This is a genomic window from Kitasatospora sp. MAA4 (assembly GCF_029893355.1).
In the GTDB taxonomy this organism is placed as follows: Bacteria; Actinomycetota; Actinomycetes; order Streptomycetales; family Streptomycetaceae; genus Kitasatospora.
In genome coordinates, this window is sequence record NZ_JARZAI010000015.1 from 24,386 (window position 1) to 48,742 (window position 24,357).

21 protein-coding genes, 1 pseudogene and 2 riboswitches are annotated in these 24,357 nt (G+C 71.6%); of the genes and pseudogenes, 8 read left to right on the forward strand and 14 right to left on the reverse strand.

The window, feature by feature from the left end; all coding sequences use genetic code 11:
* Nucleotides 1-10 precede the first annotated feature (10 nt).
* The 4 genes and pseudogenes from P3T37_RS20685 to P3T37_RS20700 all read right to left on the reverse strand — a co-directional run bounded on the left by P3T37_RS20685 (nt 11) and on the right by P3T37_RS20700 (nt 3,110).
* Nucleotides 11-955: an ROK family glucokinase gene (locus P3T37_RS20685; RefSeq protein ID WP_280725235.1), complete on the reverse strand. Its 945-nt coding sequence runs from the start codon at nt 953-955 to the stop codon at nt 11-13.
* A 181-nt stretch (nt 956-1,136) separates the two neighbouring features.
* Nucleotides 1,137-1,358, reverse strand: a pseudogene (locus P3T37_RS20690) (DUF5304 family protein); the annotation flags it as partial.
* 119 nt (nt 1,359-1,477) lie between these two features.
* On the reverse strand, nt 1,478-2,644 hold the full coding sequence (locus tag P3T37_RS20695) for an ArsA-related P-loop ATPase (protein ID WP_280725393.1): 1,167 nt from the start codon (nt 2,642-2,644) through the stop codon (nt 1,478-1,480).
* A 34-nt stretch (nt 2,645-2,678) separates the two neighbouring features.
* The gene (locus P3T37_RS20700) at nt 2,679-3,110 is read right to left on the reverse strand and encodes an SRPBCC family protein (RefSeq protein WP_280725236.1); all 432 of its coding nucleotides are present in this window, start codon (nt 3,108-3,110) and stop codon (nt 2,679-2,681) included.
* Between the two features lie 291 nt (nt 3,111-3,401).
* Here P3T37_RS20700 and P3T37_RS20705 point away from each other — a divergent pair, with 291 nt between their 5' ends.
* The gene (locus P3T37_RS20705; RefSeq protein ID WP_280725237.1) at nt 3,402-5,192 is read left to right on the forward strand and encodes a long-chain fatty acid--CoA ligase; all 1,791 of its coding nucleotides are present in this window, start codon (nt 3,402-3,404) and stop codon (nt 5,190-5,192) included.
* A gap of 23 nt (nt 5,193-5,215) precedes the next feature.
* On the opposite strand, the gene P3T37_RS20710 is transcribed toward P3T37_RS20705, so the two are convergent.
* Nucleotides 5,216-6,355 (reverse strand): glycosyltransferase family 4 protein, encoded by a 1,140-nt coding sequence (locus tag P3T37_RS20710; RefSeq protein ID WP_280725238.1) that lies wholly within the window; start codon nt 6,353-6,355, stop codon nt 5,216-5,218.
* A gap of 197 nt (nt 6,356-6,552) precedes the next feature.
* Between P3T37_RS20710 and P3T37_RS20715 the strand changes: the two genes are divergently transcribed.
* Nucleotides 6,553-7,932 (forward strand): glycosyltransferase 87 family protein, encoded by a 1,380-nt coding sequence (locus tag P3T37_RS20715; protein WP_280725239.1) that lies wholly within the window; start codon nt 6,553-6,555, stop codon nt 7,930-7,932.
* 11 nt (nt 7,933-7,943) lie between these two features.
* Here P3T37_RS20715 and P3T37_RS20720 read toward each other — a convergent pair whose 3' ends face one another.
* From P3T37_RS20720 to P3T37_RS20745, 6 genes are all read right to left on the reverse strand, one after another.
* Nucleotides 7,944-9,002, reverse strand: a complete 1,059-nt coding sequence (locus tag P3T37_RS20720) for a hypothetical protein (protein ID WP_280725240.1) — start codon at nt 9,000-9,002, stop codon at nt 7,944-7,946.
* 113 nt (nt 9,003-9,115) lie between these two features.
* Nucleotides 9,116-10,189 (reverse strand): C40 family peptidase, encoded by a 1,074-nt coding sequence (locus tag P3T37_RS20725; protein WP_280725241.1) that lies wholly within the window; start codon nt 10,187-10,189, stop codon nt 9,116-9,118.
* A 196-nt stretch (nt 10,190-10,385) separates the two neighbouring features.
* Nucleotides 10,386-11,471 carry a C40 family peptidase gene (locus P3T37_RS20730; protein ID WP_280725242.1) on the reverse strand — a complete coding sequence of 362 codons (1,086 nt, stop codon included), beginning with the start codon at nt 11,469-11,471 and terminating at the stop codon, nt 10,386-10,388.
* Between the two features lie 10 nt (nt 11,472-11,481).
* Nucleotides 11,482-11,632, reverse strand: a riboswitch (cyclic di-AMP (ydaO/yuaA leader).
* Between the two features lie 282 nt (nt 11,633-11,914).
* Complete coding sequence (locus tag P3T37_RS20735) at nt 11,915-12,949, reverse strand: C40 family peptidase (RefSeq protein WP_280725243.1); 1,035 nt, start codon at nt 12,947-12,949, stop codon at nt 11,915-11,917.
* A gap of 163 nt (nt 12,950-13,112) precedes the next feature.
* Nucleotides 13,113-14,516: an NYN domain-containing protein gene (locus tag P3T37_RS20740; protein ID WP_280725244.1), complete on the reverse strand. Its 1,404-nt coding sequence runs from the start codon at nt 14,514-14,516 to the stop codon at nt 13,113-13,115.
* 147 nt (nt 14,517-14,663) lie between these two features.
* Nucleotides 14,664-14,903: a hypothetical protein gene (locus P3T37_RS20745; RefSeq protein WP_280725245.1), complete on the reverse strand. Its 240-nt coding sequence runs from the start codon at nt 14,901-14,903 to the stop codon at nt 14,664-14,666.
* A gap of 195 nt (nt 14,904-15,098) precedes the next feature.
* Here P3T37_RS20745 and P3T37_RS20750 point away from each other — a divergent pair, with 195 nt between their 5' ends.
* Together P3T37_RS20750 and P3T37_RS20755 are read left to right on the forward strand one after the other, a co-directional pair.
* Complete coding sequence (locus P3T37_RS20750; RefSeq protein WP_280725246.1) at nt 15,099-15,908, forward strand: rhomboid family intramembrane serine protease; 810 nt, start codon at nt 15,099-15,101, stop codon at nt 15,906-15,908.
* Nucleotides 15,905-16,183 (forward strand): Lrp/AsnC ligand binding domain-containing protein, encoded by a 279-nt coding sequence (locus P3T37_RS20755; protein ID WP_035805591.1) that lies wholly within the window; start codon nt 15,905-15,907, stop codon nt 16,181-16,183. The genes P3T37_RS20750 and P3T37_RS20755 overlap by 4 nt, the downstream gene beginning before the upstream one ends.
* 6 nt (nt 16,184-16,189) lie before the next feature.
* Here P3T37_RS20755 and P3T37_RS20760 read toward each other — a convergent pair whose 3' ends face one another.
* The 3 genes from P3T37_RS20760 to P3T37_RS20770 all read right to left on the reverse strand — a co-directional run bounded on the left by P3T37_RS20760 (nt 16,190) and on the right by P3T37_RS20770 (nt 19,501).
* Nucleotides 16,190-17,563, reverse strand: a complete 1,374-nt coding sequence (locus P3T37_RS20760) for an aminotransferase class V-fold PLP-dependent enzyme (RefSeq protein WP_280725247.1) — start codon at nt 17,561-17,563, stop codon at nt 16,190-16,192.
* Nucleotides 17,564-17,613: 50 nt separating this feature from the next.
* A riboswitch (SAM riboswitch) is annotated at nt 17,614-17,733 on the reverse strand.
* Between the two features lie 125 nt (nt 17,734-17,858).
* On the reverse strand, nt 17,859-18,935 hold the full coding sequence (gene trpD / locus P3T37_RS20765; RefSeq protein WP_280725248.1) for an anthranilate phosphoribosyltransferase: 1,077 nt from the start codon (nt 18,933-18,935) through the stop codon (nt 17,859-17,861).
* A 143-nt stretch (nt 18,936-19,078) separates the two neighbouring features.
* Nucleotides 19,079-19,501 (reverse strand): hypothetical protein, encoded by a 423-nt coding sequence (locus P3T37_RS20770; protein WP_280725249.1) that lies wholly within the window; start codon nt 19,499-19,501, stop codon nt 19,079-19,081.
* Nucleotides 19,502-19,942: 441 nt separating this feature from the next.
* On the opposite strand from P3T37_RS20770, the gene P3T37_RS20775 reads away from it, so the two are divergent.
* The 4 genes from P3T37_RS20775 (at nt 19,943) to P3T37_RS20790 (ending at nt 24,259) form a co-directional block, all read left to right on the forward strand.
* Nucleotides 19,943-20,563 (forward strand): heme-copper oxidase subunit III, encoded by a 621-nt coding sequence (locus P3T37_RS20775; protein WP_280665905.1) that lies wholly within the window; start codon nt 19,943-19,945, stop codon nt 20,561-20,563.
* A gap of 140 nt (nt 20,564-20,703) precedes the next feature.
* The gene (locus P3T37_RS20780; RefSeq protein ID WP_280725250.1) at nt 20,704-21,513 is read left to right on the forward strand and encodes a c-type cytochrome; all 810 of its coding nucleotides are present in this window, start codon (nt 20,704-20,706) and stop codon (nt 21,511-21,513) included.
* Nucleotides 21,510-22,607 carry a Rieske 2Fe-2S domain-containing protein gene (locus tag P3T37_RS20785; RefSeq protein WP_280725251.1) on the forward strand — a complete coding sequence of 366 codons (1,098 nt, stop codon included), beginning with the start codon at nt 21,510-21,512 and terminating at the stop codon, nt 22,605-22,607. The genes P3T37_RS20780 and P3T37_RS20785 overlap by 4 nt, the downstream gene beginning before the upstream one ends.
* Nucleotides 22,604-24,259 (forward strand): ubiquinol-cytochrome c reductase cytochrome b subunit, encoded by a 1,656-nt coding sequence (locus tag P3T37_RS20790; RefSeq protein ID WP_280725252.1) that lies wholly within the window; start codon nt 22,604-22,606, stop codon nt 24,257-24,259. The genes P3T37_RS20785 and P3T37_RS20790 overlap by 4 nt, the downstream gene beginning before the upstream one ends.
* Nucleotides 24,260-24,357: the final 98 nt, after the last annotated feature.

Here is a 24,357-nt window from a genome sequence, read left to right on the forward strand (position 1 = left end):
TGACGGATCCTCAGCGCGTGCGGGCCAGGTCGGCGGCGCCGACGATGCCGGCGGCCGAGCCCATCGAGGCGAGCACCACCTCGGCGCGCGGGCGGTGCACGCCGCCGTTCAGGTAGGTCCCGAAGGCCTTGGCGACCGGGTCGAGCAGCAGTCGGCCGGAGTCGGAGACCCCGCCGCCCAGCACGAAGACGCCCGGGTCGAAGAGCGCGGCCAGGTCGGCCATGCCGCGGCCGAGCCAGTCGGCCAGCTCGGCGTAGCACTCCAGGGCGAGCGGGTCGCCGTCCTCGGCCGCCTCGGTGATGTGGATGCCGCGGATGGTGTCGGCGGCGCCGTCGTTGAGCTCCAGCATCCGCTTGCCGGCGATCGGGTCGGCGGCCGCCTTCTCGCGGCCGTAGCGGCGCAGCGCCCGGCCGGAGGCGTACTGCTCCCAGCAGCCGTGGCCGCCGCAGCCGCAGAGCAGGCCGTCGGGGACCATGTTGAGGTGGCCGATCTCGCCGGCCACGCCGAAGCGGCCGCGGTGCAGCCGGCCGTCGAGCACCAGGCCGCCGCCGATGCCGGTGCCGACGGTGATCAGCACCATGTCGCTGTGCTCGGCCGCGGCGCCGAAGCGGAACTCGGCCCAGGCGGCGCAGTTGGCGTCGTTCTCGACCACCGCTTCGAGGCCGGTGAGCTCCTCGATGCGGCTGCGCAGCGGCTCGTTCTCCCAGGCGATGTTCGGCGCGAAGATCACCGTGGACCGCTCCCGGTCGACGAAGCCGGGGGCGCCCACGCCCACCGCGGTCACGTCGCCGTACTGCTCCTTGAGCTCGCGCACCGCCTGGGCGATGGCGTCGACGGCCCACTGCGGGTCGGCCGGGGTGGGTACCCGGGTGCGGGCCAGGATCTCGCCGGCCTCGTCGACCACACCAGCCGCGATCTTGGTCCCGCCGACGTCGACGCCGATGGTCAGAGCCATGTGTCCCTCAGTCATTCGCTCGTGCCCGATGGGTGGGCCGGTACTCGCCCGGTCCGTACTCCCCTACACACCGTGCCATACATTATCCGAAGACAACAGCAAGCGAACCCCGCCGAGAGGCTTCAATAGTCGTACGATTCAAGCCGATCCGTAATTGGTTTGGACCTCTGGGTAACCGTGTTCAGTCGTCCACGTCGATGTGTTCGGTTCCGGTGGATTCCGGGGCGCACCAGCGGCGCTCGTGACCGGCCACGGCGGCCCGGTAGGCGGCCAGCAGTTCACTCCCGGCGGTGGCGAGGTGCCCGTAGACGTCCGGGTACTGGGCGCGGAACTGGTCGGCGGCCTGCTGGGCCTTCTCGCCGACGGCGGAGGCCAGCTTGCGCGCCTCCTCGACGACCGGGCCGAGCGGGTTGTCGACAGGATCTGAACTGTTCATGACGGGCGCCTCCTCGTGCCGGCGACCGCGACCGCGGCCCCTGCTCCGACGCTACCGGAGGCCGCCACATGCGCGGCCAAGAGCGCTCAGGAGCGCGGCCAGAGCTCCGGATCGGGCGCGAAGCGCACCGTCAGCTCGCCGTCCCGCAGGCCGGCGCCCGCCACCGTGCAGCGGCGCAGCGCGGACGGGAGCGACAGGATCCGCCGGTACGGGCCGAGCCCGACCACCAGCTCGTCGCCCCGCCGCATCAGCTCCAGATCGGCGCGGTCGGCGCCGGGCACGGTCAGCCGCCAGATCAGCACGCCGTCCTGCGCCAGGCGGTCCTCGGCCGTCCAGGGCCAGACCTCGGCGGGTTCGGGCCCGGGACCCTCGCCGTACAGCTGGCGGGCCAGTTCGCTGGGCTGCTCGGCCAGTTGGTCCCCGACCAGCAGCGGGACGTCCAGGGCGAGACCGTCCAGCCGGTCGCGCTCACTGGCGGCCAGCGCGGCGAGCCAGGGGTCGGACGAGGCGAGCGCGGCGGCCGGCAGCGCGCGGTGCGCGACGACGGCGTCCACCCGGTGGCCGAACAGCGCGAGGCCGGCCCGGGCCCGGCGCAGCCCGGCGGCGGTGCTGCCACCGGCGTCGGCCACCAGCCGCACGGTGGTGGCCGGGGACTCCACCACCTCGCGGGCAGCGGCGAGTTCACCGGCCGCCCAGCCGCGGGCCTGGTAGATCCAGTCGGCCGGCATCGGCATGCCGACCAGGGCCGCCAGCATCGGACGCAGCGAACGGGCGGCCTGGTGCTGCTCGGGCAGCAGCCGGGCGAGGTAGCGGTCGAGCTGCTCGGGCAGCGCGAGGGCGGCGGTCAGCTCGGCGGGCGGCGGGGCGGCGGCCACCAGGACGTCCCAGGTCCCGGGCGGCTGGCGCAGCGCCCGGAGCAGGGCGAGGTGGCGGGTGCCGGGCAGGGCGGTGAGTTCGTCGTCGTCCAGCGGCTCGACGCCGAGCAGGTCGTAGCCGCTGCGCAGCCGTCCGTCGAGGCCGGCGACGGCCTGCCGGAAGGCCTGCTGCTCGTCGATCCGGGCGGCCCACAGCCCGTCGGCGATCTGCTGGGGCTCGGCGCTCAGGCGGTGGCCGAGCAGGTCGTCGAGCCGGCGGTGCGAGTCGTCGGCGGCCACCAGCAGGGTGCGCCGACCGCGCCCGGCGGCGTGCAGCGCGGTGGCGGCGGCCACCTCGGGCACCCCGCCGCTCTCGCCGGTGACCAGGATCGTCCGCATCAGGCCCGCCGCGCCTCCGTCCGGCATCCGGCGATCAGCCCTCGACGCGCTTCTTGAGCCCGGCCAGCGCCCGGTCGATGATGACCTTCTCGGCCTTGCGCTTGATCATCCCGAGCATCGGGATCTTGACGTCCACCGCGAGCTGGTAGGTGACCTCGGTGCCGCCCTGGGCGGGCGCCAGCGCGTACGAACCGTCCAGCGCGCGGAGCATCTGGCTCTTCACCAGGGTCCAGGAGACCTCGCGGTCGCCGTCCCAGGTGTAGGCCAGCACGTGCTCGTCGCGGATCGCCCCGGCGTCCAGGACCAGGCGCACCTCGGTGGCCCGCCCGGCGTCGGTACGGCCGAGGACCTCGATCTCCTTGACCTCGCCCGTCCACTGCGGGTAGGCCTCGAAGTCGGCGATCACCGCCATCACCTCGGCCGGGGTCGCCTCGACGACGATGCTCGACCTGGTGTGTTCCGCCATGAGTGGGCCTCCGCGTTGTCCCGTGCGAGTCGTCAGGTGTGCGCGCTCGAAGGCTATCGCGGTCGGGGACGCCGCCCGGCCCGCGGGTACCACCGCTGTACGTCCCCCGCCTGTCCCCGCAGACGGGGCTATCCGCACGTCACGGGCGGCCTGCCGTAAGGTGCGGATCGGAACGACCCCCGGCGGGCCGCCGGTGTGACACTGCGAACACCATGCCCGACACCCCTACCCGAATCTCCCTACCGGGCAGTAACGTCCTGCCGTCCCGCAGCGTCGCAGACAGGAGCAGCAGTGCTCGAGTTCAGCCTTCCGGCCCTCTACCAGGTTCCGAGCGGTGGAAACCTCTCGGACCTGGTCCACCAGAACGCCGCCGCGCGCCCCGGCACCGCGGTGCTCAGCCGCAAGGTGGACGGTCGCTGGGAGGACATCACCGCAGCCGAGTTCCTCGCCGAGGTGCACCGCACCGCCAAGGGCCTGATCGCCTCCGGCGTCGTGCCGGGCGACAGAGTCGGGGTGATGTCGCGGACCCGCTACGAGTGGACGCTGCTGGACTTCGCCATCTGGTGCGCGGGCGCCATCACCGTGCCGGTGTACGAGAGCTCCTCCGCCGAGCAGGTGCAGTGGATCCTCGGCGACTCCGGCGCGGTCGCGGTGATCACCGAGACCGACGGGCACGCCGCCGTGCTGGCGGAGGTCCGCGAGGGGCTCACCGAGCTGAAGCACAGCTGGCAGATCGAGCGCGGCGCGATCGCGGCACTGGCCGAGGCCGGCAGCGCCGTCGCGGACGCGGTGGTGACCGAGCGCCGCTCGGTGCCCACCGAGGACTCGATCGCCACCATCGTCTACACCTCGGGCACCACCGGCCGCCCGAAGGGCTGTCAGCTGACCCACGGCAACTTCCTGTCCGAGCTGGGCAACGTGACGGCCCGGATGCCCGAGCTGTTCCGCCCCGACCAGAGCTCGGTGCTGCTCTTCCTGCCGCTGGCGCACGTGCTGGGCCGGATCGCCGAGATCGCCGCGGCGATCTCGGGCTGCAAGCTGGGCCACGTCTCGGACATCAAGGACGTCACGGCCGAGCTGGCCTCGTTCCGGCCGACCCTGATCCTCGGCGTGCCGCGGGTCTTCGAGAAGGTCTACAACACCGCGCGCTCCAAGGCCCAGGCGGACGGCAAGGGCAAGATCTTCGACCAGGCCGCCGACACCGCGATCGCCTACAGCCGGGCGCTGGACCAGGGCGGCGCGGGCCTGGCCCTGCGGCTCAAGCACAAGGTCTTCGACAAGCTGGTCTACGGCAAGCTGCGGGCCGCACTGGGCGGCCGGGCCACCCACGCGATCTCCGGCGGCGCCCCGCTCGGCGAGCGGCTCGGCCACTTCTACCGGGGTATCGGCTTCACCGTGCTGGAGGGCTACGGCCTGACCGAGACCTGCGCGGCCACCGCCTTCAACCCGGACGACAAGCCGAAGATCGGCTCGGTCGGCCAGCCGCTGCCCGGCTCCGCGGTGCGGATCGCCGAGGACGGCGAGGTGCTGCTCAAGGGCCCGCAGGTGTTCACCGGCTACTGGAACAACCCGGCCGCCACCGCCGAGGCGCTGCGCGACGGCTGGTTCGCCACCGGCGACCTGGGCAGCCTGGACGACGAGGGCTACCTCTCGATCACCGGCCGCAAGAAGGAGATCATCGTCACCGCCGGCGGCAAGAACGTCGCCCCGGCCGTGATCGAGGACCGGATCCGCGCGCACGCGCTGATCGGCGAGGTGATGGTGGTCGGCGACGCCAAGCCGTTCATCGCCTGCCTGGTCACCGTCGACGAGGAGTTCCTGCCGCGCTGGCTGGAGGCGAACGGCCGCCCGGCCGCGCCGCTCTCCGAGCTGCGCGACGACCCGGCGCTGCTGGCCGCCGTCCAGGAGGCCGTGGACGAGGGCAACAAGGCGGTCTCACACGCGGAGGCCGTGAAGAAGTTCCGGATCCTGGACACCGTCTTCTCCGAGGCCAACGGCTACCTGACGCCCTCGCTCAAGCTCAAGCGCGGCGTCGTGCTGAAGGACTACGCCGCCGAGGTCGAGGCGCTCTACCGCAAGTAGGCACCGCAAGCCGGCTGGGCGCCCTACTCCCCCGCGAGCAGGGTGCCCAGCCGGCCCGCCAGCAGGTCCCAGCGCCAGGCCTCCTCCACCCAGCGGCGCCCCGCCGCGCCCAGCTCGCCGCGCAGCCGCTCGTCGCCCAGCAGGCGGACGATCCGCTCGGCCGCCGCACCCGGCGAGCCGCCGGGCACCACGTACCCGGTCTGCCCCTCCAGCACCGCGTCCGGCGCCCCGCCGGAGTCCCCCGCGACGACCGGCAGCCCGGTGGCCGAGGCCTCCAGGTAGACGATCCCCAGGCCCTCCACGTCCAGCCCGCCGCGCCTGGTCCGGCAGGGCATCGCGAAGACGTCCCCGGCGCCGTAGTGCGCCGGCAGTTCCTCCCACGGCACCGCTCCGGTGAACCGCACCGAGTCGGCGACACCGGTCGCCTCCGCCAGCCTGCGCAGGTCCGCGAGGTAGGGCCCGCCGCCGACGATCAGCAGTACGGCGTCCGGCTGGGCGGCCAGGATCTGCGGCATGGCCGTGATCAGGGTGTCCTGGCCCTTGCGCGGAACCAGCCGCGAGACGCAGACCACCACCGGCCGATCGGTCAGCCCGAGCCGCGCACGCACCTCGGCGCCGCCCGAGTCGGGGTGGAAGGTCTTCTCGTCGACGCCCGGCGGCAGGTGCGTCATCCGCGCGGCCGGGCCGGGGCCGACGGCCCGGGCGATCCGCGAGCGGGTGTACTCGCCGAGGTAGGTCAGTGTGTCGGTGCCCTCGCCGATCCGGCGCAGCAGCTGCCGCGAGCCCGGCAGCTGGGCCCAGGCGGCCTCGTGGCCGTGCGTCATGCCCAGCAGCCGCCGGGCGCCCGCCCGGCGCAGTGCGGGGGCCATCAGGCCCAGCGGTGCGGCGGCGCCGAACCAGACCGCGTCGCAGCCCTCGGAGCGCAGGATCTCGGTGGCCCGCCGGGTCACCCGCGGGGTCGGGACCATCATGGTGGTCCGGTCGCGGATCACCGGGAAGGGCTGCTCCACGTCGAAGCGGTCCATCTTAATTTTGTCGCCCCACGATGAGGCGTACACCACAATGCTGCCCGCCGGCTGGCGCACCGCCATGTTGTGGACGAAGGCCTGAATTCCGCCTGGGCGCGGGGGAAAGTCGTTGGTGACGATGAGGGTCTTGCGCATACTGGCCACGGCTCGCTCGGTCGGGGGGTGCACGGTTCACCGCTCACAGATCCGTACCATAGGACACCATGCCCACCTGCTGGGAACGGATGACCCGACCGGAACCGTTTCTCCGCTGAACCTGTCCTAGTCGGAAAAGGTTCAGGACGGCATGCGGAGAGGCCGGCATGCGGAGACGTTGACGAGGGAGCTCAGTGGTGTTGGCGCAGGACGGCCCAGCCGGCCAGGCTGGCAGCGGCAGCGGCGGTCTCGCCGTCGCCGAACACCGGGCACAGGGCGCCACCGCGCTCGCCCCGACGGCCCCACCGGCCGCCCGCGGAGCCCTCTGGGCGCTCGGCGCTTCGTGGACGGCCACCCGCGTCCTGATCCTGCTGCTGGTGTTCGGCGTCATCAGGATCAGCCAGCTGGACGTGACCACCGACGTCTCGGTGATCTACCACGGCTGGTACGAGGTGCTGCAGACCGGCACCTTCCCGATGGACGACGTGACCTGGCAGTACCCGCCCGGTGCCGCCCTGGTGATGCTGCTGCCCGGGATGCTGCCGTGGGCGTACATGACCTCGTTCTTCGTGCTGTGCTGCGTCTTCGACGTGGTGGCCATGACGATGCTGGTGCGCAACGGCCTGCGCAAGGGCCGCAGCTTCGCGGGCAGCTGGGTCTGGGTGGTCGGCGTGCCGCTGCTCGGCCCGACGGTCTACTGCCGCTACGACATCCTGGTCACCACGCTGGCCATCGCCGGGCTGCTGGTGCTGCTGCGCCGACCGGTGCTGGGCGGCTTCCTGCTGGGCCTGGGCGGCCTGATCAAGGTCTGGCCGCTGATCGCCCTGGCGGGCACCCCGCGCGGCCGTCGCACCCGGCACTCCTGGACGGCGGCGGCGGCCACCGTGGCGGCGCTGGCCTTCCTGCTGGCGGCCGGGATGAACGGCGCCTTCGAGTTCCTGACCTTCCAGGCGAACCGCGGCATCGAGGTCGAGTCACTGGGCGCGCTGCCACTGCACTTCGCCCGGCTGGCCGGCGCCTGGCACGGCCAGGTGATGATGAACTACGGCTCGGTGGAGATGCTCGGGCCCTGGGTGCCGGTGATCTCCAAGATCGCGGTCCTGCTCAGCGTGGCGGGCTTCGGCTGGCTGCTGGTCTGGCGGCTGCGGGCGCGCCGCTGGCAGCCCTCCACCACCTTCGACGCGGCGCTCGCCGCGCTGCTGATCTTCACGGTGACCAGCCGGGTGATCAGCCCGCAGTACATGGTCTGGCTGGTGGGTCTGGCGGCGGTCTGCCTCACCGTGCGCGGCACCAGCCAGAAGCCGGTGGCGGCGCTGATCCTGCTCGCCACCGCGCTGACCACGGCGGAGTTCCCGCTGATGTTCGGCCAGGTCGTGAACAGCAATCCGTGGGGCGTGGTGGTGCTCTCCAGCCGCAACCTGCTGCTGCTGGCCGCGACGCTGATCTCCTGCTACCGGCTCTGGCAGTCCACCAAGGGGACCGCGCCGCTGCCCGTCACCGCCTCGGCGGCGGAGCCGGAGAGCAACTACCCGGTCCGGCCCGGGATCGCCTACGAGCAGAGCCTGCTGGACGACTGAGTTCGCCGAGCTCAGCTCAGCTGGCTGACCGTCTCGGCCGCCCAGTCCTGGGTGAACTTCGCCAGTCCGTAGCCCAGTTCGGCCTGGAAGACCTGGTCCAGCTGCTGCTCGCGGCCCGATCCGGGCCCGGCCGCGCCGACCGCCCGGTAGAGCCGTACCAGCGCGGGCCTGCCGTGCCGCCGGGCGATCAGGTCGCAGGCCAGCCAGGCGAGCTCGTAGGCCTGCGCGATCGCGGGGGCGCCGGCCGCGAAGTCGCTGTCCAGCGGCAGTTCGGTCGGGGTCCGGCCCGCCGCGACGTCCTTCGCCAGCTCCGGCGCGATCTGCCGGGCCGTGCGGCCGGTGCCGAGATAACCGGTGTAGTCGGCGACCCCCTCGGAGAGCCAGAGCGGGGTCCAGGGGTGGGTGTCCGCGCGGGTCGCCACATGGGTGGACTCGTGGGTGATGACCACCCGCCGTCCCAACGCGCTGAGTTGCCGGTACGCCTCCGGGTTGACCAGCACCCGGTCGGCGGGGGTGTGCACGGGCGCCCCGGCCGCCGCGCTGGTGACCGCGGCTATGTCCTGGTAGGAGTCCGCCGCCACCGCCAGCAGGCTCGCGAACTGAGCTTCGGTCTGCGGGAGTTGGACGAGCAGCCGATCCGCCCAGGCGGTCCCCCAGAGATCGCTGACGGCCGGCACCGCGGCGTCGGCGACGGCGGCCAGCGCGGTCAGCTCCTCGCGGTCGGCCGCGCCCAGCACCAGGCTGCTCTGCCCCTGGACGACGGCGAGCGGGCCCGGGTCCCACGGCGCGGCCGGGGCATCGGGGGCCGCCGCCTCGGCGACCGGCCGGCCGTCCGCACCGAGCGTGAGGCGGCGTTGCAGCACGGCCGGAAAGTCGTCGAAGTCCTTGATCCGGTAGGAGAGTTCGGCGGAGACCTGGGACCCCTGCCGGGCCGTCACCCGGTAGTCGAGAGCGGCCAGCGGCAGCGCGGCCAGCGGGCCTTCGCGCAGCTGGAGGGCGTGTTCGGCGAGCAGCTGGTCGACCTGCCGCGCCGTAGGCCCGCTCGCCACCGCCCGGGCCGGAGCCACCACGCGGGGCAGCGACAGCTGGGCCAGCCCGCCGACCGCGAGCAGCAGCGCGGCACGCCGCGGCAGCCCCAGGGCCGCTGCGGCCGCCGGGGCGGACCGCAGCCGCTCGTCGCCGTTCAGGGTCGCACCACCGCCGCGACCGGCATCGCCGAGACGCTCTCGTAGCGCACCCGGGCGCCGGGGTAGGGCGCGTGCACGACGACACCGCCGCCGGCGTACATGCCGACGTGGTGCATGTCCCTGAAGAAGATCACCAGGTCTCCCGGTCGCGCCTCGGCCAGGCTGATCCGCTGCCCCCCGAACGCCTGCTGCTGCGAGGTGCGCGGCAGGGTCACTCCGGCCTGCCGCCAGGCCCAGTACATCAGACCCGAGCAGTCGAACGTACCGGGGCCGGTGGATCCGTAGACGTACGGCGAACCGATCTTGCCGATCGCCGCCGCCAGTGCGACCGCCGCCCGGTCCGAGGAGGGCACCTGGTTGCCCAGGTCGACCCGGTCGGCACCGCGAGCGGCCCGGGTCTCCGCGTCCCGGGCGTCCTGCGCCTCGAGTTGGGCCCGGTCGTGGGCGTCCAGGGTGTTCAGCAGGGCCTGTGCGGTCTTGAGCCGCTGCTGGACCTGCTGCTTGCTGTCCACCAGGGTCTTGCGCACGCCGTCGAGTTCGGCGAGCTTGCTGGTGGCCTCGGCACGCCGCTGGTCGAGTCGGCGCTGCTGCTCGACCACCTCGCGCAGCGAGGCGGCCCGCTGCTCGGCGGCCTGCTCCAGGCTGCGGGCCCGGTCCAGGTAGCGCTCCGGGTCCGAGGAGAGCATCAACTGCACCGAGGGGTCCATGCCGCCGGTCCGGTACTCGGCGGCTGCGACCGTCGACAGCTGGCCGCGCATCCGGTTGAGCACGTCCTGCCCCTCGGCGACCTGCGCCTGCAGGGCTCCCGACTCGTTCAGCAGGCGCTTCTGGGCCTCCTCCGCCGCGTTGGACTTCTCCGATGCCTGCTCGGCCTCCGAGTAGAGCTGGTCGACCTGCGCCTTGACGTCCTTCTTGTCAGGGGTGGGCGAGGTGGGGACGGCCTGGGCGCCGCCGGCGGCGGCTATCGCCACGGCGGTGGTGGCGGCAGCCGTGACCGCCAGCGCGCGGGCGAACCGCCGTGCGGTGCCCGGGAGGGCAGCGCGACCGGGGTTGGTCGGACGGTGCGACATCACCATGAGGCGACGGCTCCAATCGACGGGGATAGCGGAACTCCGAGCGCCGACGTTAGCGGTGTGCAGCGAATGAGTCCAAACCCCTGCCAAGGCGAATATTTGACCACCAATCGGACATCTGTCCGCTCCGGGGAACGCCAACGGCCCGGCCTCCCAGGGGAGACCGGGCCGTACGGGCCAAAGGGGCCTGCGATCAGGGGCGCACGATGGCCGTGATCGGCATGTTCGAGGCGGCCTCGTAACGGACCACCGAGCCGGTGTGCGGCGCGTGGATGACATTGCCGTTGCCGACGTAGATTCCGACGTGGTCGCCGCCGTAGAAGATGATCAGGTCGCCGACCTGGGCGTTGGCGAGGTTGGTGCCCAGGTTGGTGCCGGCCGACTCCTGCTCCTGCGAGGTGCGCGGCAGCGAGACGCCGGCCTGCGCGTACGCCCACTGCGTCAGACCCGAGCAGTCGAAGGTGCTCGGCCCGGTCGCGCCGTACACGTAGGCCGCACCGAGCTTGCTCTCGGCGGCCGCGACGGCGGCGGCGGCCTGCGGGTTGGCGCCCGCCGTGGAGGTCAGGGCGCTCAGGTCGGTGCGAGCCGCGCTGCGCGAGGCGGTGCCGCCGGCCTGGGCGGCGGCCTTCGCCGCGGAGTCGGCGGCGGCCTTGGCGTCGGCGGCGGCCATCTGCTGGCGCTGCTGCTCGGTCAGCGTGTTCAGCAGGGCCTGCGCCTTCGCCAGCTTGCCCTGCATGTCCGTCTTGGCGGCCTGCAGGGTCTGCGTGGTGGCGGCCAGGTCGGCGAGCTTGCTCTGCGCGTCCGCCTTCTCCTGGTCGAGCTTCTGCTGCTGCTGCTGAAGGTCCTTCAGCGTCTCGGACTGGGTGCTGTTCATCTGGCTGACCGAACCGGCCTGCGTGAGGAAGCTGTCCGGCTTGGCGGTGAGCATCAGCTGGACGGTCGGGGATATCCCGCCCGACGCGTACTGGTCGGCGGCCACCTCGGCCAGGCCGCCCTGCAGAGTGGTCACCTGGTCCTGCTGGCGGGCCACCTGGTCCTGGAGCTGGCTGACCTGCGTGTTGAGCGCCGTCTGCTTCTCCTGGGCACCTTCCAGCGCCTGGCTGGCGGCCTCGGCCTGCTGGTTGAGGGTGTCGACCTGTGACTTGACCTGGTCGAGCGTGGGTGCCGGGTCTGCGTGCGCACCCGTCTGGGAGGACAGGGCCATGGCGGTTGCGGCAGCCGCGGTCAGGATCGACGCGCGAGTTCGGCCGGCGGGCTTGGGACGACGATGGGACGCCACGAAGGCGAGCTCCTTCTTCCTACGTCCGCCTACCGGGTGAGCTGACGGGTTCGGGCTGGAAGAGATGCCCTACGACGCCTCACCGACCTCTCGGTCGACCTGGCGCCGATTCACCCCGAGGAACGTGGTTCCCCGGCTCCGGTCCGCAGCACTTCGGGAGGGATCCCCCGTCGGGCAGTCAACTGCCCCGCTGCATTCCAGACTCGGCGGTGCCCCCGCTGCCACCCGGGTCGGGTGATCTCCATCGCGGCGGCTCGAATCATGACCCTAGTAACAGAACCGTGATCCGTTCAAATCCTTGTCGGAAAAAACGTGCAACTTTGACTGTGGGTGATATGAGGGTCACCGGCGGTCGATCAAGAAGGGCGCGCCGAGTGGCGCAGCTCACAAAAGCCGGTGGTGGAGCGTCAGTTCGTCGCGAGCGCAGTCGCGGCGACTCGGCGTCAGACCCGGCGGATGGTCTGGATCGTGCCGATCGAGGTGGCGTCGGCGATCCGGACCACGTCACCGGTGTGCGGAGCGTGCACGACCTTGCCGTTGCCGATGTACATGCCCACGTGGTGCGCGCCGGGGCCGTAGATCACCAGGTCGCCGGGCTGCGCCTGGGCCAGGCTCGGCACCGTGGCGCCGTAGGAGGCCTGCTCCTGCGAGGTGCGCGGCAGCGAGACGCCGGCCGAGGCGTACGAGAAGACCATCAGACCGGAGCAGTCGAAGGTGTTGGGGCCGGTCGCCCCCCAGACGTACGACTTGCCCAGCTCACTCAGCGCGGTGGCCACGGCGCTGGCCGCATAGCCGGAGGCCGGCGGCAGGTTGAGGCTGCTGAGGTCGGTACGGGCACTGTCGCGCGAGGCGCGGTCGGCCTGCTGGAGGCTGGCCCGGTCGGAGGCGCTGAGCGAGTTCATCAGCTTCTGCGCTGCGGCGAGCTTGGCCTGCACGTCCGCCTTGGCCTGGTTCAGCTCCTGGGTGGAGCGGTCCAGCTCGGCCAGCGTGGCGGCGGCCTCCTGCTTCTCCTGGTCCAGCTTGCGCTGGTCGGACTGCAGGGACTTGAGCGCCTCGGTCTGGGTGGTGGTCGCCTGCTCCATGCTGGAGGCCTGGTCGAGGTAGGCCGTCGGGTTGGAGTTGAGCATCAGCTGCACCGACGGGTCGATGCCGCCGCTGCGGTACTGGTCCGCGGCCACCCCGGCGAGCCCTGACTGCAGCTGGGTCACGTCGGCCTGCTGACGGGCCACCTGGTCCTGCAGCTGGGAGGCCTGCTGGCGCAGCTGGTCGCCGCGCTCCTTGGCCCCGTCGTACTTCTCGGAGGCGGCCTCCTGCTGCGTGTTGAGGCCGTCGATCTGTGCCTTGACGTCGTCCAGCGAGGGCTTGGGATCGGCCCAGGCACCGCTCTGCGCGGACAGCGCGACAGCAGTCGCCGCAGCTGCGGTGAGCACGGTGATCCGTGCGCGGCTCGGCTGCTTGGGTCGGCGATGGGTCGCCACTGGACGGCTCCTTCTTCCTGCGGTCTCACCCGATCGGGCGAGTGGCCGGAAAAATAGGTTTGACGCCAGACCCTAGTGAAGATCACATCTTTGCGCCACTCTCCTCGTGGCACGAACTACCGTCCGGCCGAAGGCTCTCACCGAACCTCCACACACCCGTGGGCTAGGCGCGCGAGAGCCGGTTCAGCAGCAGCACCGAGGCGACCGGACGGGCGCCCGCCTTGCGCACGCCGTCCGCGACCTCCTTGTCGGTGGAGACCACCACGACCGGCCGCCCCTGCGGCTCGGCCCGCACCAGCTGGCGGATCAGCTCGTCCGCGGTCTGCCCGGTGCGGCTGAACCGCACCCGCACCCCGCGCGGCGGCGCCATGATCACCGGAACGTCCAGGTCCTGGCCGTCGAAGACGCAGGTCACCTCGGCCTGGGTGCGCTGCGCCAGCATCGCCAGCCCCCCCAGCAGGCGCATCCGCTGCTGCTCCAGCGGCAGGGTCGGATAGCCGGTCTTGGTCACGTTGTAGCCGTCCACCACCAGGTGGACCTGAGGGATCGCCAGCAGCTGGTCGAGCAGCGCCGGGTCGTCCTCCGCCAGCGCCCGGCGGGCGACGTCGTGCGGCGAGGCCGAGGCCGGCACCACCGCGTCCACCAGATCGGCCGGGTGCAGCTGGGTCACCGGCAGCGCCAACTCGCGCTGGAGGCCCTGGGCCGACTGCAGGACGGTGTCCAGCAGCAGCCGCAGCCGCATGTCCTCGACACTGCGGCCCTCGCGGGCCGAGCGGCGACCGGTCTCCAGCGCGCTCTCCAGCTCGGTGACCCGGTGCTTGAGCCGCCGGTTCTCACTCTCCGCGGCGCCGCGCTCGGTGGCGGCCGCCGAGGCTGCGGCGGCCAGTTCGACCTGGAGCTTCTTCACCTCGGCCTGGGCGCGGCGGGTGTCGCTCTCCAGGCTGCGCTGCTTCTTGCGCAGCGACTCCAACTCCCGGCGGGTGCCCTCCGACTCGGCCCGCTGGCGGTCCAGGTCGGCCCGGGCCGAGGCCCGCAGGGAGGTCAGCTCCTCCTGGAGCTTCTCCACCATCCGCGCCGCCTCGGCGGCCGCATCGTCCGCACCGGCCCGCTCCACCCGGTCGCTGACGTCCTCCACCAGCCGGACCCAGCCGCGCGGGCGCAGCAGGTAGGCGGCGGCGGCCACATCCAGCGGCTCGGCCGCGCCGGGCACACTGCCCGCCTCCAGCGCCCTGACCAGGTCGGGCTGGCCGAGCCGGAGCCGTTCCGCTATCCGCAGCCGGAAGACCGGTTCGGCCTCGAGTGCGGCGGCCAGCGCCGTCCCGGCGTACTTGGCCCGGCGGGCCGGAGTGAACTTCGCATACGGACGGAGCGTGGCGGGCAACTCCCCGGCGGGCAGGCCGCCGAGCGCATCGGCAGCGAGGCCGACCACCCGGCGACGGACGCCCTCGGGCAGCGGCCGGTCCAACTGCTCGCCAGCGCCGGACGCCTCCTCAGGGGTGTCCGCCTCCGGGCCGGGAACAGCGGACAGCTGCTCCTGCGGCTCGGCGGGCTCCCTCGCTGCGTCCATCGCGTCCTCGGCTCCGATCCTGGTCTGCGGGGGCCGTGCGGCCGGGTGCCGACGCCCTGAAACTCACCACTCTGTGCAATTGTCGCGTGAACCGTGCCTCGGCGGACACCACGCCACACATCGCACCCCCCGGCCGACCCGGACCCGCTACTCTTCGGAACCCGGGCGGGCGACCAGCTCGATCTGGTCGACCGCGTTGCACCAACGGCAGCGGACCGACTCCACCGACTCGCTCAGCACCTCGCGCTCCTCGACCTTCGGCTCGCCGGCCAGGTCGAGGTGGACGTACTCGACCACTCGGGACGAGCGCGTCACGTCGAAACGGGTCAGGTTGCCGCACAGCGTGCAGCGCCAGCGGGTCTCGGCGGTGGGCGCGGGGACGGGCATGGGCGGGGTCCTCTCGACTGGTCCATGGTCCGGGCCGGTACACCGCCCAGGCTCCAAGCCTAGGGCCTGCCCCTGACGCACCGGGCACCGGATACCGGTTCCCACCAGCCCCGGACCGGCCGCGCGGCCCCTGCGGTAACCCGGTCGCAGCACAGCGCGGTGTCGGCGGCCGCCCGGCGCGGAATGCATCCGCCCATGGTGCTCACGGTGCGCGACGAGGCCGGCCGTCCCGAGGACGAGCCGGCCGGCCCGGCCCCACTGGTCAGCTATCTGCTGATCGGGCTGAACTGCGTGGTCTTCCTGCTCGGCCCCAGCGGCGTCAACCCGCTGTACGGCGCGAGCGCCGCCGACCGGGCCTGCGCCGCCCAGCACTACCAGCAGCGCTGGGGCGCGATCCCCGCCGAGCTGCTGAGCGACCGTCCGCTGACCGCGGCTCAGCTGGCCGGGAGCACCCCGCCGCTCCCCGGCTGCCCACTGGTCGCCACCCCCGGCAAGAGCCCGGCACTCTCGCTGCTCAGCTCGCTCTTCGTGCACGGCGGCTGGCTGCACCTGCTGGGCAACATGCTCTTCCTCTTCGTCTTCGGCCCGGGCGTGGAGGAGCGGCTGGGCCGGCTCCGCTTCCTCCTCTTCTACCTCGCCGCCGGGGCACTGGCCGCGTACGGCTACGCCCTGACGGGAGGTGGCGGCGCCGAGTCGCTGCGGCCGCTGGTCGGCGCCTCCGGAGCGATCGCCGGGGTGCTCGGCGGCTACCTGCGGCTGTACCCGCGGGCCCGCGTCACCGCGCTCGTCCCCCTGCTGTTCTTCCTGCCGCTGCGCTTCCCCGCCTGGCTGGTGCTCGGGCTGTGGTTCGGCGTCCAGTGGTGGTCGGCCCGCGACGCCCTGCCCGGTGTCGCCTACCTCGCGCATGTGATCGGCTTCAGTGCAGGCTTTCTCGCCGTGTGGGTGGCCTGTCGGCGTCCCCGATACGCTGGCCGCACTTCTCGCTACCCAGGAGCTCCCTCGTGATCACCGCCATCGTCCTCATCAAGACCAGCGTCGACCGGATCCCCGAGATCGCCGAGGCGATCGCCGCCATCGAGGGCGTCAGCGAGGTCTACTCCGTGACCGGCGGGTACGACCTGGTGGCGATGGTGCGGGTGCGCCACCACGAGGACCTGGCCGAGGTGATCCCCGGGCGGCTCAACAAGGTCCCCGGTGTGGAGCACACCGAGACCCAGATCGCCTTCCGCACCTACTCCCAGCACGACCTGGAGACGGCCTTCGCCCTCGGTCTCGAATAAGAGTGACTAACGGCGGGTGTCCGCCACGCAGCGGCCGCCCTCGTTGCGGTAGGTCCAGCGCGCGCCGTCCGAGACCAGCTCGCGGACGGCGCCGAGGAAGCGCTCCAGGTGCTCCTCGGGGGTGCCGGCACCGAAGCTGATCCGGATCGCGTTCAGGCTGCGCTCCCCCGGCAGCGAGGCGTCGGGGGCGCCGCAGCTGGAGGCCGGCGCCGGGGCGTCGCCGGCGAGCAGGGTGCGGACCAGCGGGTGCGCGCAGAACAGTCCGTCGCGCACCCCGATGCCGTACTCGGCCGACAGCGCGGCCGAGAAGTGCGAGCTGTTCCAGCCCTGCACCACGAACGAGAGCACGCCCACCTGCGCAGCCGCGCCGCCGAACAGGCTGAGCACGGTGACCTCCGGGATCTCGGCCAGTCCGGCCTTGAGCCGGGCGAGCAGCTGCTCCTCACGCGCCTGAAGGCTGTCGAAGCCGGCCTCGGTCAGCGCCCGGCAGGCGGAGGCGATCGCGTACGCGCCGATCACGTTGGGCGAGCCGGCCTCGTGCCGGGCCGGGCCCTGGTGCCACTCGACGGCCACCGAACCGTCCTCCTGGCGGGCCACCGTCCGGCTCGCGCCGCCGCCGGCCAGGTACGGCTCGGCCGCCTCCAGCCAGTCCGAGCGCCCGGCCAGCACGCCGGCGCCGAACGGCGCGTACAGCTTGTGCCCGGAGAAGGCGACCCAGTCGACGTCCAGCTCGCGCACCGAGACCCGGTGGTGCGGGGCGAGCTGCGCGGCGTCCAGCACCACCCGGGCGCCGTGCCGGTGCGCCACCTCGGTCAGCTCGGCGACCGGCCACAGCTCGCCGGTGACGTTGGAGGCGCCGGTGACACAGAAGAGCCGGTGCTCGGCGGGCTGCGCGGCAAGCGCCGCGTCCAGGGCGGCGACGGCCTCGGCGTGCGAGCGCGGCGCGGGCAGGAAGCTGACCTCCAGGCCCTGGCGGCGCCAGGGCAGCAGCGAGGCGTGGTGCTCGGTCTCGAAGGCGAAGACCCGGGTGCCGGCGGGGACCACGGCGGCCAGCAGGTTCAGCGAGTCGGTGGTGGCGCGGGTGAAGACCAGCTGGTCGCCGTCGCGCAGGTCCAGGAACTCCTCGACGGTGCGCCGGCTCTGCTCGAAGAGGTCGGTGGACAGCTGCGAGAGGTAGCCGGCGCCGCGGTGCACGCTGCCGTAGTACGGGGCGTACGCGGCGACGTCGTCCCAGACCCGCTGCAGGGCCGGGGCGCTGGCGGCGTAGTCGAGCGCGGCGTAGGTGACCTTCTCGCCGCCGACCAGCGGGACCTCGACGGCGGAGCCGAGCACGGCGAGCGGGGCGCAGACAGCGGTGTCGAGAGAGGTGTCGAGAGACATGGGGATGCACTCCTCCTGGGGTCTGGACCCCGGGGAGTGGATACACCGGTGGTCCGCGCTTGCCACACGGACCTGTCGCCGTCTGGCCTGGTCTTCACCCAGGGCACCCCGCCACGGACGGAGGGTTGCCGGACAGCAAGCTGGGGCTAGTCGCGCTGTCACTCATGACCTGACGAAGACTTTAGCCAGCGACCGAAGGATGGTCAAACACTGTTCCACCATCCGGACAGCAGTGAGACCCGCAGGTCAGCGCCCTGCGGGTCTCAACTCGCGCGGAGTGCGGAGTGCGGAGGGGTCAGGCTCGCGCGGTCGCCTCGGCCCAGCTCTTCAGGGTGGCCTGCGCCGCCCCGGAGTCGATGGCGGCCGTGGTGCGCACCATGGCGGCCGCGAGCTGCTCGGTCAGCGGAGCCCCGGTCAGGTCCAGCGCCACCAGCGCGGCCGCGGAGTTCAGCACCACGGCGTCGCGCACCGGACCGCGCTGCCCGGCCAGCACCCGGCGGGCGACGTCCGCGTTGTACTCGGCGTCCGCGCCGCGCAGGCTCTCCACCCCGGCCAACTCGATGCCCACCTCACGCGGGTCGAAGACGGTCTCGGCCACCTCGCCGCCGCGCACGATCCACACCCGCGAGGTGGTGCAGACGGTCAGCTCGTCCAGGCCGTCGTCACCGCGGAACACCAGCGCGTTGGAACCGCGCCGGGCCAGCACCCCGGCGATCAGGCCGGAGAGCCGGGTGTCGAAGCAGCCGACCGCGTGCGCGGTCACCCGGGCCGGGTTGGTCAGCGGGCCGAGGATGTTGAAGGCGGTCGGCACCCCGAGGTCGCGGCGCGCGGGAGCGGCGTGCCGCATCGCGGGGTGGAACTTCGCCGCGAAGCAGAAGGTGAGACCGACCTCCTCGGCAACCTCGGCCACCCGTCGGGCGCTGAGGTCCAGCCGGATGCCGAGGCGCTCCAGGACGTCCGAGGAGCCGCTGGACGAGGAGGCCGCCCGGTTGCCGTGCTTGACCACCTTGGCGCCGGCCGCGGCCGCGACGATCGCCGACATGGTCGAGATGTTGACGGTCTTCGCCCGGTCGCCGCCGGTCCCCACGATGTCGACCGCCGGGCCGGGGATGTGCAGCGGCTCGGCGTGCGCGTACATCGCCTCGACCAGCCCGGCGATCTCGTCGACGGTCTCGCCCTTGGCCCGCAGCGCGACCACGAACCCGGCCACCTGCGCGGGGCTCGCCTCGCCGCTCATGATCCGGTCCATCGCCCAGGCGGCGTCCGCCTGGGCGAGGTTGCCGCCGTTCAGCAGCGTGCTCAGGACGTCCGGCCAGGTGTGGACCACCTGCACGGGGTCCTTGCCGCCGTTCGCAGGGTTCACATTCACCATGGCTGACTCCAGCTCGCATCCGAGGTGCTCGAAAAGGATGCCGCCAGCCTATCGAGCGGGGCAGCCGACGGGGCCGCCGCCGGGTCGACGGCGGCTCCGTCTCTCCTGGTGAGACATCTCGCGCGCAGCTGGGTCGGCGAGCGTCAGCTGGAGAGACTCCGGGCGCCGAGCCGGGCCCGCAGCAGCGTCGCGGCGGCGTCGGCCAGCGCCACCGGATCCACCGGGTGGGAGATCGCCGCGTCCGCCCGGCTCCAGGCGGCGAGCCAGGAGTCCTGCGGGCGGCCGATCAGCACCAGCACGGGCGGGCAGCCGTAGATCTCGTCCTTGACCTGGCGGGCCAGACCGAGGCCGCCGGCCGGGACGGCCTCGCCGTCCAGGACGCAGAGGTCCACGCCCCCCTTCTCCAGTGCACGCAGCACCGCGGGGGTGGTGGCGCACTCCAGGTAGGCCAGCTCCGGCAGGTCGGCGGCGGGCCGCCGGCCGAGCGCGGTGATGACCTGCTCACGGGTGTTGCGATCGTCGCTGTAGACGAGAACGGTCAGCTTCTCGTCGCTGGTGTGCGTCATGGGCCCTGCTCCCGGGTGCTCAGAAAAAGGTGCCTCGCTATAAAGGTCGCGTCACGGATGTGATCCGCACCACGTCCACCACTCCCGGATGCTACTCCGCATCACCCGCCCCGGTGAGCGTCCCGCGTGATCTCCTGCGGACCGGCTGCGGACCGGCGTCACCCAACCGGGCGAACGGCCGTCACCCCCGCCCCCACAGATCACCCGAACGGCCCACGCGCTACCTCCTCACGGCCTCCCCGAGCGTCAGGACACGCAGGGCGAAGGGGTGGTCCAGCCGGACGAACCGTCAGAAAAGTCGCATCGGACGACGAATCTCATCCGCCCCGCACAGCTCGCCGCGTCCCGGGCGACCCGGACACGGCCATCCGGGCATACCGCACGCACCGGACACTCCGAGGGACACCCCCCGACGTGAAGACGGAATAAGGGACCGACATAATGTCGGTCGTGGCGACAGCAACAGCAACAGAAACCGGGCACGCACATGGATCGGTCAACCGACCGAACATGACCAGCGTCGGAACCATCGTCTGGCTGAGTTCCGAGCTGATGTTCTTCGCGGCCCTCTTCGCGATGTACTTCACGGCTCGCTCCGTGAAGGGACCAGACTTCTGGGCCGAGAAGGCACATGCCCTCAACGTCCCCTTCTCCTCCGTGAACACCACGATCCTGGTGCTCTCCTCGCTCACCTGCCAGCTCGGCGTCTTCGCCGCCGAGCGCGGTGACGTGAAGAAGCTCCGCTCGTGGTTCTCGCTCACCTTCGTGATGGGTGCGATCTTCATCGGCGGTCAGATCTACGAGTACACCTCCCTGGTGAAGAAGGACGGCCTGTCGCTGTCCTCCGACCCGTACGGCTCGGTGTTCTACCTGACCACCGGCTTCCACGGGATGCATGTGACGGGCGGTCTGATCGCCTTCCTGCTGGTCCTGGGACGGACCTACGCAGCCAAGCGGTTCACGCACGAGCAGGCCACTGCGGCGATCGTCGTGTCGTACTACTGGCACTTCGTCGACGTGGTCTGGATCGGCCTGTTCGCGACCATCTACCTGATCAAGTAGCCGATCAGGTCGCTGGCCGCCGGCCGGACCCGCTGCCCTCACCGGCTACGGGTCCTTCTGTCCGTGCCGATGCCCTGCCGACGCCGACCGCGCGCCGGGCCCACCACCAGCCGACCAGATCCTGACACCGGGGTTATTCCGTGAAAAAGCTCTCCGCACGACGGCGCCACCCACTGGCGGCGCTGGTCGTTCTACTCTTCGCCCTGGCGATCACCGGGGGGGCTTACGCTGCGTTCGCGCCCGCCGAGAAGGCACAGGCCGACAGCTCCGCTCAGTCGCTCGCGATCGACGAGGGCAAGCGGCTCTTCGCCGTGGGCTGCTCCTCCTGCCACGGCCTCAACGGCGAAGGCAGCGCTGACGGTCCGAGTCTGGTGGGCGTCGGTTCCGCCGCGGTCGACTTCCAGGTCGGCACCGGCCGGATGCCGGCCCAGCAGCCCGGCGCTCAGATCCCGAAGAAGAAGAACATCTACTCGCAGTCGGACATCGACCAGATGGCCGCCTTCGTCGCCTCGCTGGGCCCGGGCCCGGTGACGCCGACCTCGGAGCAGTACACCTCCACGGAGACGGACGCCATCTCCAAGGGCGGCGACCTGTTCCGCACCAACTGCGCGCAGTGCCACAACTTCGCCGGTGCGGGTGGCGCCCTGACGCAGGGTAAGTACGCCCCCTCGCTGGAGGGTGTCAGCGCCAAGCACATCTTCGAGGCGATGCAGACCGGCCCGCAGAGCATGCCGGCCTTCCCGGAGAGCACCATGCCGGAGAAGCAGAAGCAGGAGATCGTGGCGTTCGTCCGCTACCAGGCGAACGAGGCCCCCAACCCCGGTGGTCTGACCCTCGGCAGTCTCGGTCCGGTGACCGAGGGCCTGTTCGGGTGGATCTTCGGTCTCGGCGTTCTCATCGCGGTCGCGATCTGGGTCGCTGCCCACACCACCAAGGCCAAGAAGTCATGAGCCACGACAACATCTCAGATGACAAGCTGCCGGAGGCTCACGCGGCCTCCGAAGGGCACGGCCTCCCCGCCGTAGCCGACGACCCGTTCGCGGACCCGGGCCTGCCGGCCCACGAGCCGCGGCGCACCGACATCGACGAGCGGGCCGCCAAGCGGGCCGAGCGCCAGGTGTCGCTGATGTTCGTCACCTCCATGCTGGCGACCGTCGGCTTCATCGCCTCGTACGTGGCGATCAAGCCCGACAAGCTGGTCTACATCTTCCCGCTCGGTCACGTCAGCGCGCTGAACTTCGCGCTGGGCATGACGCTCGCGGTGGCGCTCTTCTGCATCGGCGCGGGCGCGGTCCACTGGGCCCGCACCCTGATGTCGGACGTCGAGATGCCGGCCGAGCGTCACCCGATCGAGGCTGACGACGAGGTCCGCGCGGACGTCATCCAGCAGTTCAAGACCGGTGCTGCGGAGTCCGGCTTCGGCCGCCGCAAGATGATCCGCAACACCATGATCGGCTCGATGGCCATGGTGCCGCTCGCCGGTGTCGTGCTGCTGCGCGACCTCGGCCCGCTGCCGGAGAAGAAGCTCGACCACACCGGTTGGATCGAGGCCACCCCCGCGGCGCCGATCCGGCTCGTCAACATGAACACCGACGAGCCGATGAAGGCCGAGGACATCGCCGTCGGTTCGCTGACGTTCGCCAAGCCGGGCCCCTCGGCCAGCCGTCCGAACGGTCTGCAGGACTCCGACGAGGACTTCCAGCAGGCGATCGCCAAGGACGCGCTGATGCTGATCCGCATCCAGCCCGAGGACCTCAAGGACGAGAAGTCCAAGAACCTGGGCTTCGAGGGCGTGCTCGCCTACTCGAAGATCTGCACGCACGTCGGCTGCCCGATCAGCCTCTACGAGCAGCAGACCCACCACGCGCTCTGCCCCTGCCACCAGTCGACCTTCGACCTGTCGGACGGCGCTCGCGTCATCTTCGGCCCGGCCGGCCACCCGCTGCCGCAGCTGAAGATCACTACTGACACCGAGGGCTACCTGGTGGCCACGCAGGACTTCACCGTGCCCGTGGGCCCGAGCTTCTGGGAGCGCAGCGCATGAGTTCCTCGCCCAGCACCACGCCGCCGGCCGCCCCGGCCAGCACCCGTGCCAAGCCCGCCAACAAGGGCGAGGCCGCGGCCGACTACCTGGACGGCCGGCTCGGGATCTACTCCCTGGCCAAGGCCAACCTGCGGAAGATCTTCCCGGACCACTGGTCCTTCATGCTCGGTGAGATCTGCCTCTACACCTTCGTCATCATCATCCTGACGGGTGTCTACCTCACCCTGTTCTTCAAGCCCAGCATGGGCGAGGTCGTCTACAACGGCTCGTACGCGCCGCTGGACGGCATCAGGATGTCGGAGGCCTACGCCTCCACGCTGAACATCAGCTTCGAGGTCCGCGGTGGCCTGCTGATCCGTCAGATCCACCACTGGGCAGCGATCGTCTTCGTCGCCGCGATGTTCGTGCACATGATGCGCGTCTTCTTCACCGGTGCGTTCCGCAAGCCCCGCGAGATCAACTGGGTCTTCGGGTTCCTGCTGCTCTGCCTCGGCTTCTTCGACGGGTTCATGGGCTACTCGCTCCCCGACGACCTGCTCTCCGGCACCGGTATCCGGTTCATGGAGGGCGCCGTCCTGGCGGTCCCGCTGGTGGGCACCTACATCCAGATGTTCCTCTTCGGGGGCGAGTTCCCCGGCACGGACATCATTCCGCGGTTCTTCACGATCCACGTGCTGCTGATCCCCGGCGTCATGCTGGGCCTGCTGGTGGCCCACCTGATCCTGGTCTTCTACCACAAGCACACCCAGTGGGGCGGCCCGGGCAAGACCGAGAAGAACGTCGTGGGCATGCCGCTCATGCCGGTCTACATGGCCAAGGCCGGTGGCTTCTTCTTCCTGGTGTTCGGCATCATCGCGATGATGTCCGCGGTCGCCTCGGTCAACCCGGTCTGGGCGTACGGCCCGTACCGGCCCGACCAGGTCTCCACCGACGCGCAGCCCGACTGGTACATGGGCTTCGCCGAGGGTCTGATCCGTGTCATGCCGGGCTGGGAGGTCCGCGCCTGGGGCCACACCCTGAACCTGGGTGTGTTCATCCCGCTGATGCTCTTCCCGCTGGTGCTGGTCCTGATCGCGGCCTACCCGTTCATCGAGGGCTGGATCATTGGTGACAAGCGCGAGCACCACATCCTGGACCGCCCGCGCAACGTCCCGGTCCGCACCGGTCTGGGCGCGGCCTGGATCACGCTCTACGTGGTGCTGCTGATCGGCGGTGGCAACGACCTCATCGCGACCCACTTCCACCTGTCGCTCAACGACATCACGTACTTCGTACGGGTGGGTTCGTTCGTGCTCCCGATCGCGGTCTTCTACATCACCAAGCGCTGGTGCCTCGGCCTCCAGCGCCGTGACAAGGAGAAGGTGCTGCACGGTCGCGAGACCGGCGTCATCAAGCGCCTGCCGCACGGTGAGTTCATCGAGGTGCACGCCCAGCTCCCGCAGGGCGCGCTGCACACGCTCACCTCGCACGAGCAGCCCCAGCCGCTGGAGCTGCCGTCCGAGGTCGACGAGAACGGTGTCGCCCGCAAGGTCGGCCTGCTGACCAAGACCCGCGCCAAGCTCTCCGAGGGCTACTTCGGCGAGGGTGGCCAGATCCCGAAGCCGACCGTCGAGGAGCACCAGGAGATCACCAGCGGCCACGGCCACCACTGATCTCCTGAGCTGACCACTCGCCACCTGAGGGCCCCCGTCCGGCACTGCCGGGCGGGGGCCCTTGGCGTTCGCACCGGGCCGGATCGCGGGAGAATGTC

Bases quoted from the DNA above. Each gene is read 5' to 3' on its own strand.
- P3T37_RS20695 (WP_280725393.1), bottom strand. From the start codon at position 2,644: ATGCGGACGATCCTGGTCACCGGCGAGAGCGGCGGGGTGCCCGAGGTG.
- P3T37_RS20785 (WP_280725251.1), top strand. From the start codon at position 21,510: ATGAGCCACGACAACATCTCAGATGACAAGCTGCCGGAGGCTCACGCG.
- P3T37_RS20725 (WP_280725241.1), bottom strand. From the start codon at position 10,189: ATGTCGCACCGTCCGACCAACCCCGGTCGCGCTGCCCTCCCGGGCACC.
- P3T37_RS20685 (WP_280725235.1), bottom strand. From the start codon at position 955: ATGGCTCTGACCATCGGCGTCGACGTCGGCGGGACCAAGATCGCGGCT.
- P3T37_RS20760 (WP_280725247.1), bottom strand. From the start codon at position 17,563: ATGTCTCTCGACACCTCTCTCGACACCGCTGTCTGCGCCCCGCTCGCC.
- P3T37_RS20770 (WP_280725249.1), bottom strand. From the start codon at position 19,501: ATGACGCACACCAGCGACGAGAAGCTGACCGTTCTCGTCTACAGCGAC.
- P3T37_RS20790 (WP_280725252.1), top strand. From the start codon at position 22,604: ATGAGTTCCTCGCCCAGCACCACGCCGCCGGCCGCCCCGGCCAGCACC.
- P3T37_RS20700 (WP_280725236.1), bottom strand. From the start codon at position 3,110: ATGGCGGAACACACCAGGTCGAGCATCGTCGTCGAGGCGACCCCGGCC.
- P3T37_RS20750 (WP_280725246.1), top strand. From the start codon at position 15,099: ATGGTGCTCACGGTGCGCGACGAGGCCGGCCGTCCCGAGGACGAGCCG.
- P3T37_RS20745 (WP_280725245.1), bottom strand. From the start codon at position 14,903: ATGCCCGTCCCCGCGCCCACCGCCGAGACCCGCTGGCGCTGCACGCTG.
- P3T37_RS20710 (WP_280725238.1), bottom strand. From the start codon at position 6,355: ATGCGCAAGACCCTCATCGTCACCAACGACTTTCCCCCGCGCCCAGGC.
- P3T37_RS20740 (WP_280725244.1), bottom strand. From the start codon at position 14,516: ATGGACGCAGCGAGGGAGCCCGCCGAGCCGCAGGAGCAGCTGTCCGCT.
- trpD (WP_280725248.1), bottom strand. From the start codon at position 18,935: ATGGTGAATGTGAACCCTGCGAACGGCGGCAAGGACCCCGTGCAGGTG.
- P3T37_RS20775 (WP_280665905.1), top strand. From the start codon at position 19,943: ATGTCGGTCGTGGCGACAGCAACAGCAACAGAAACCGGGCACGCACAT.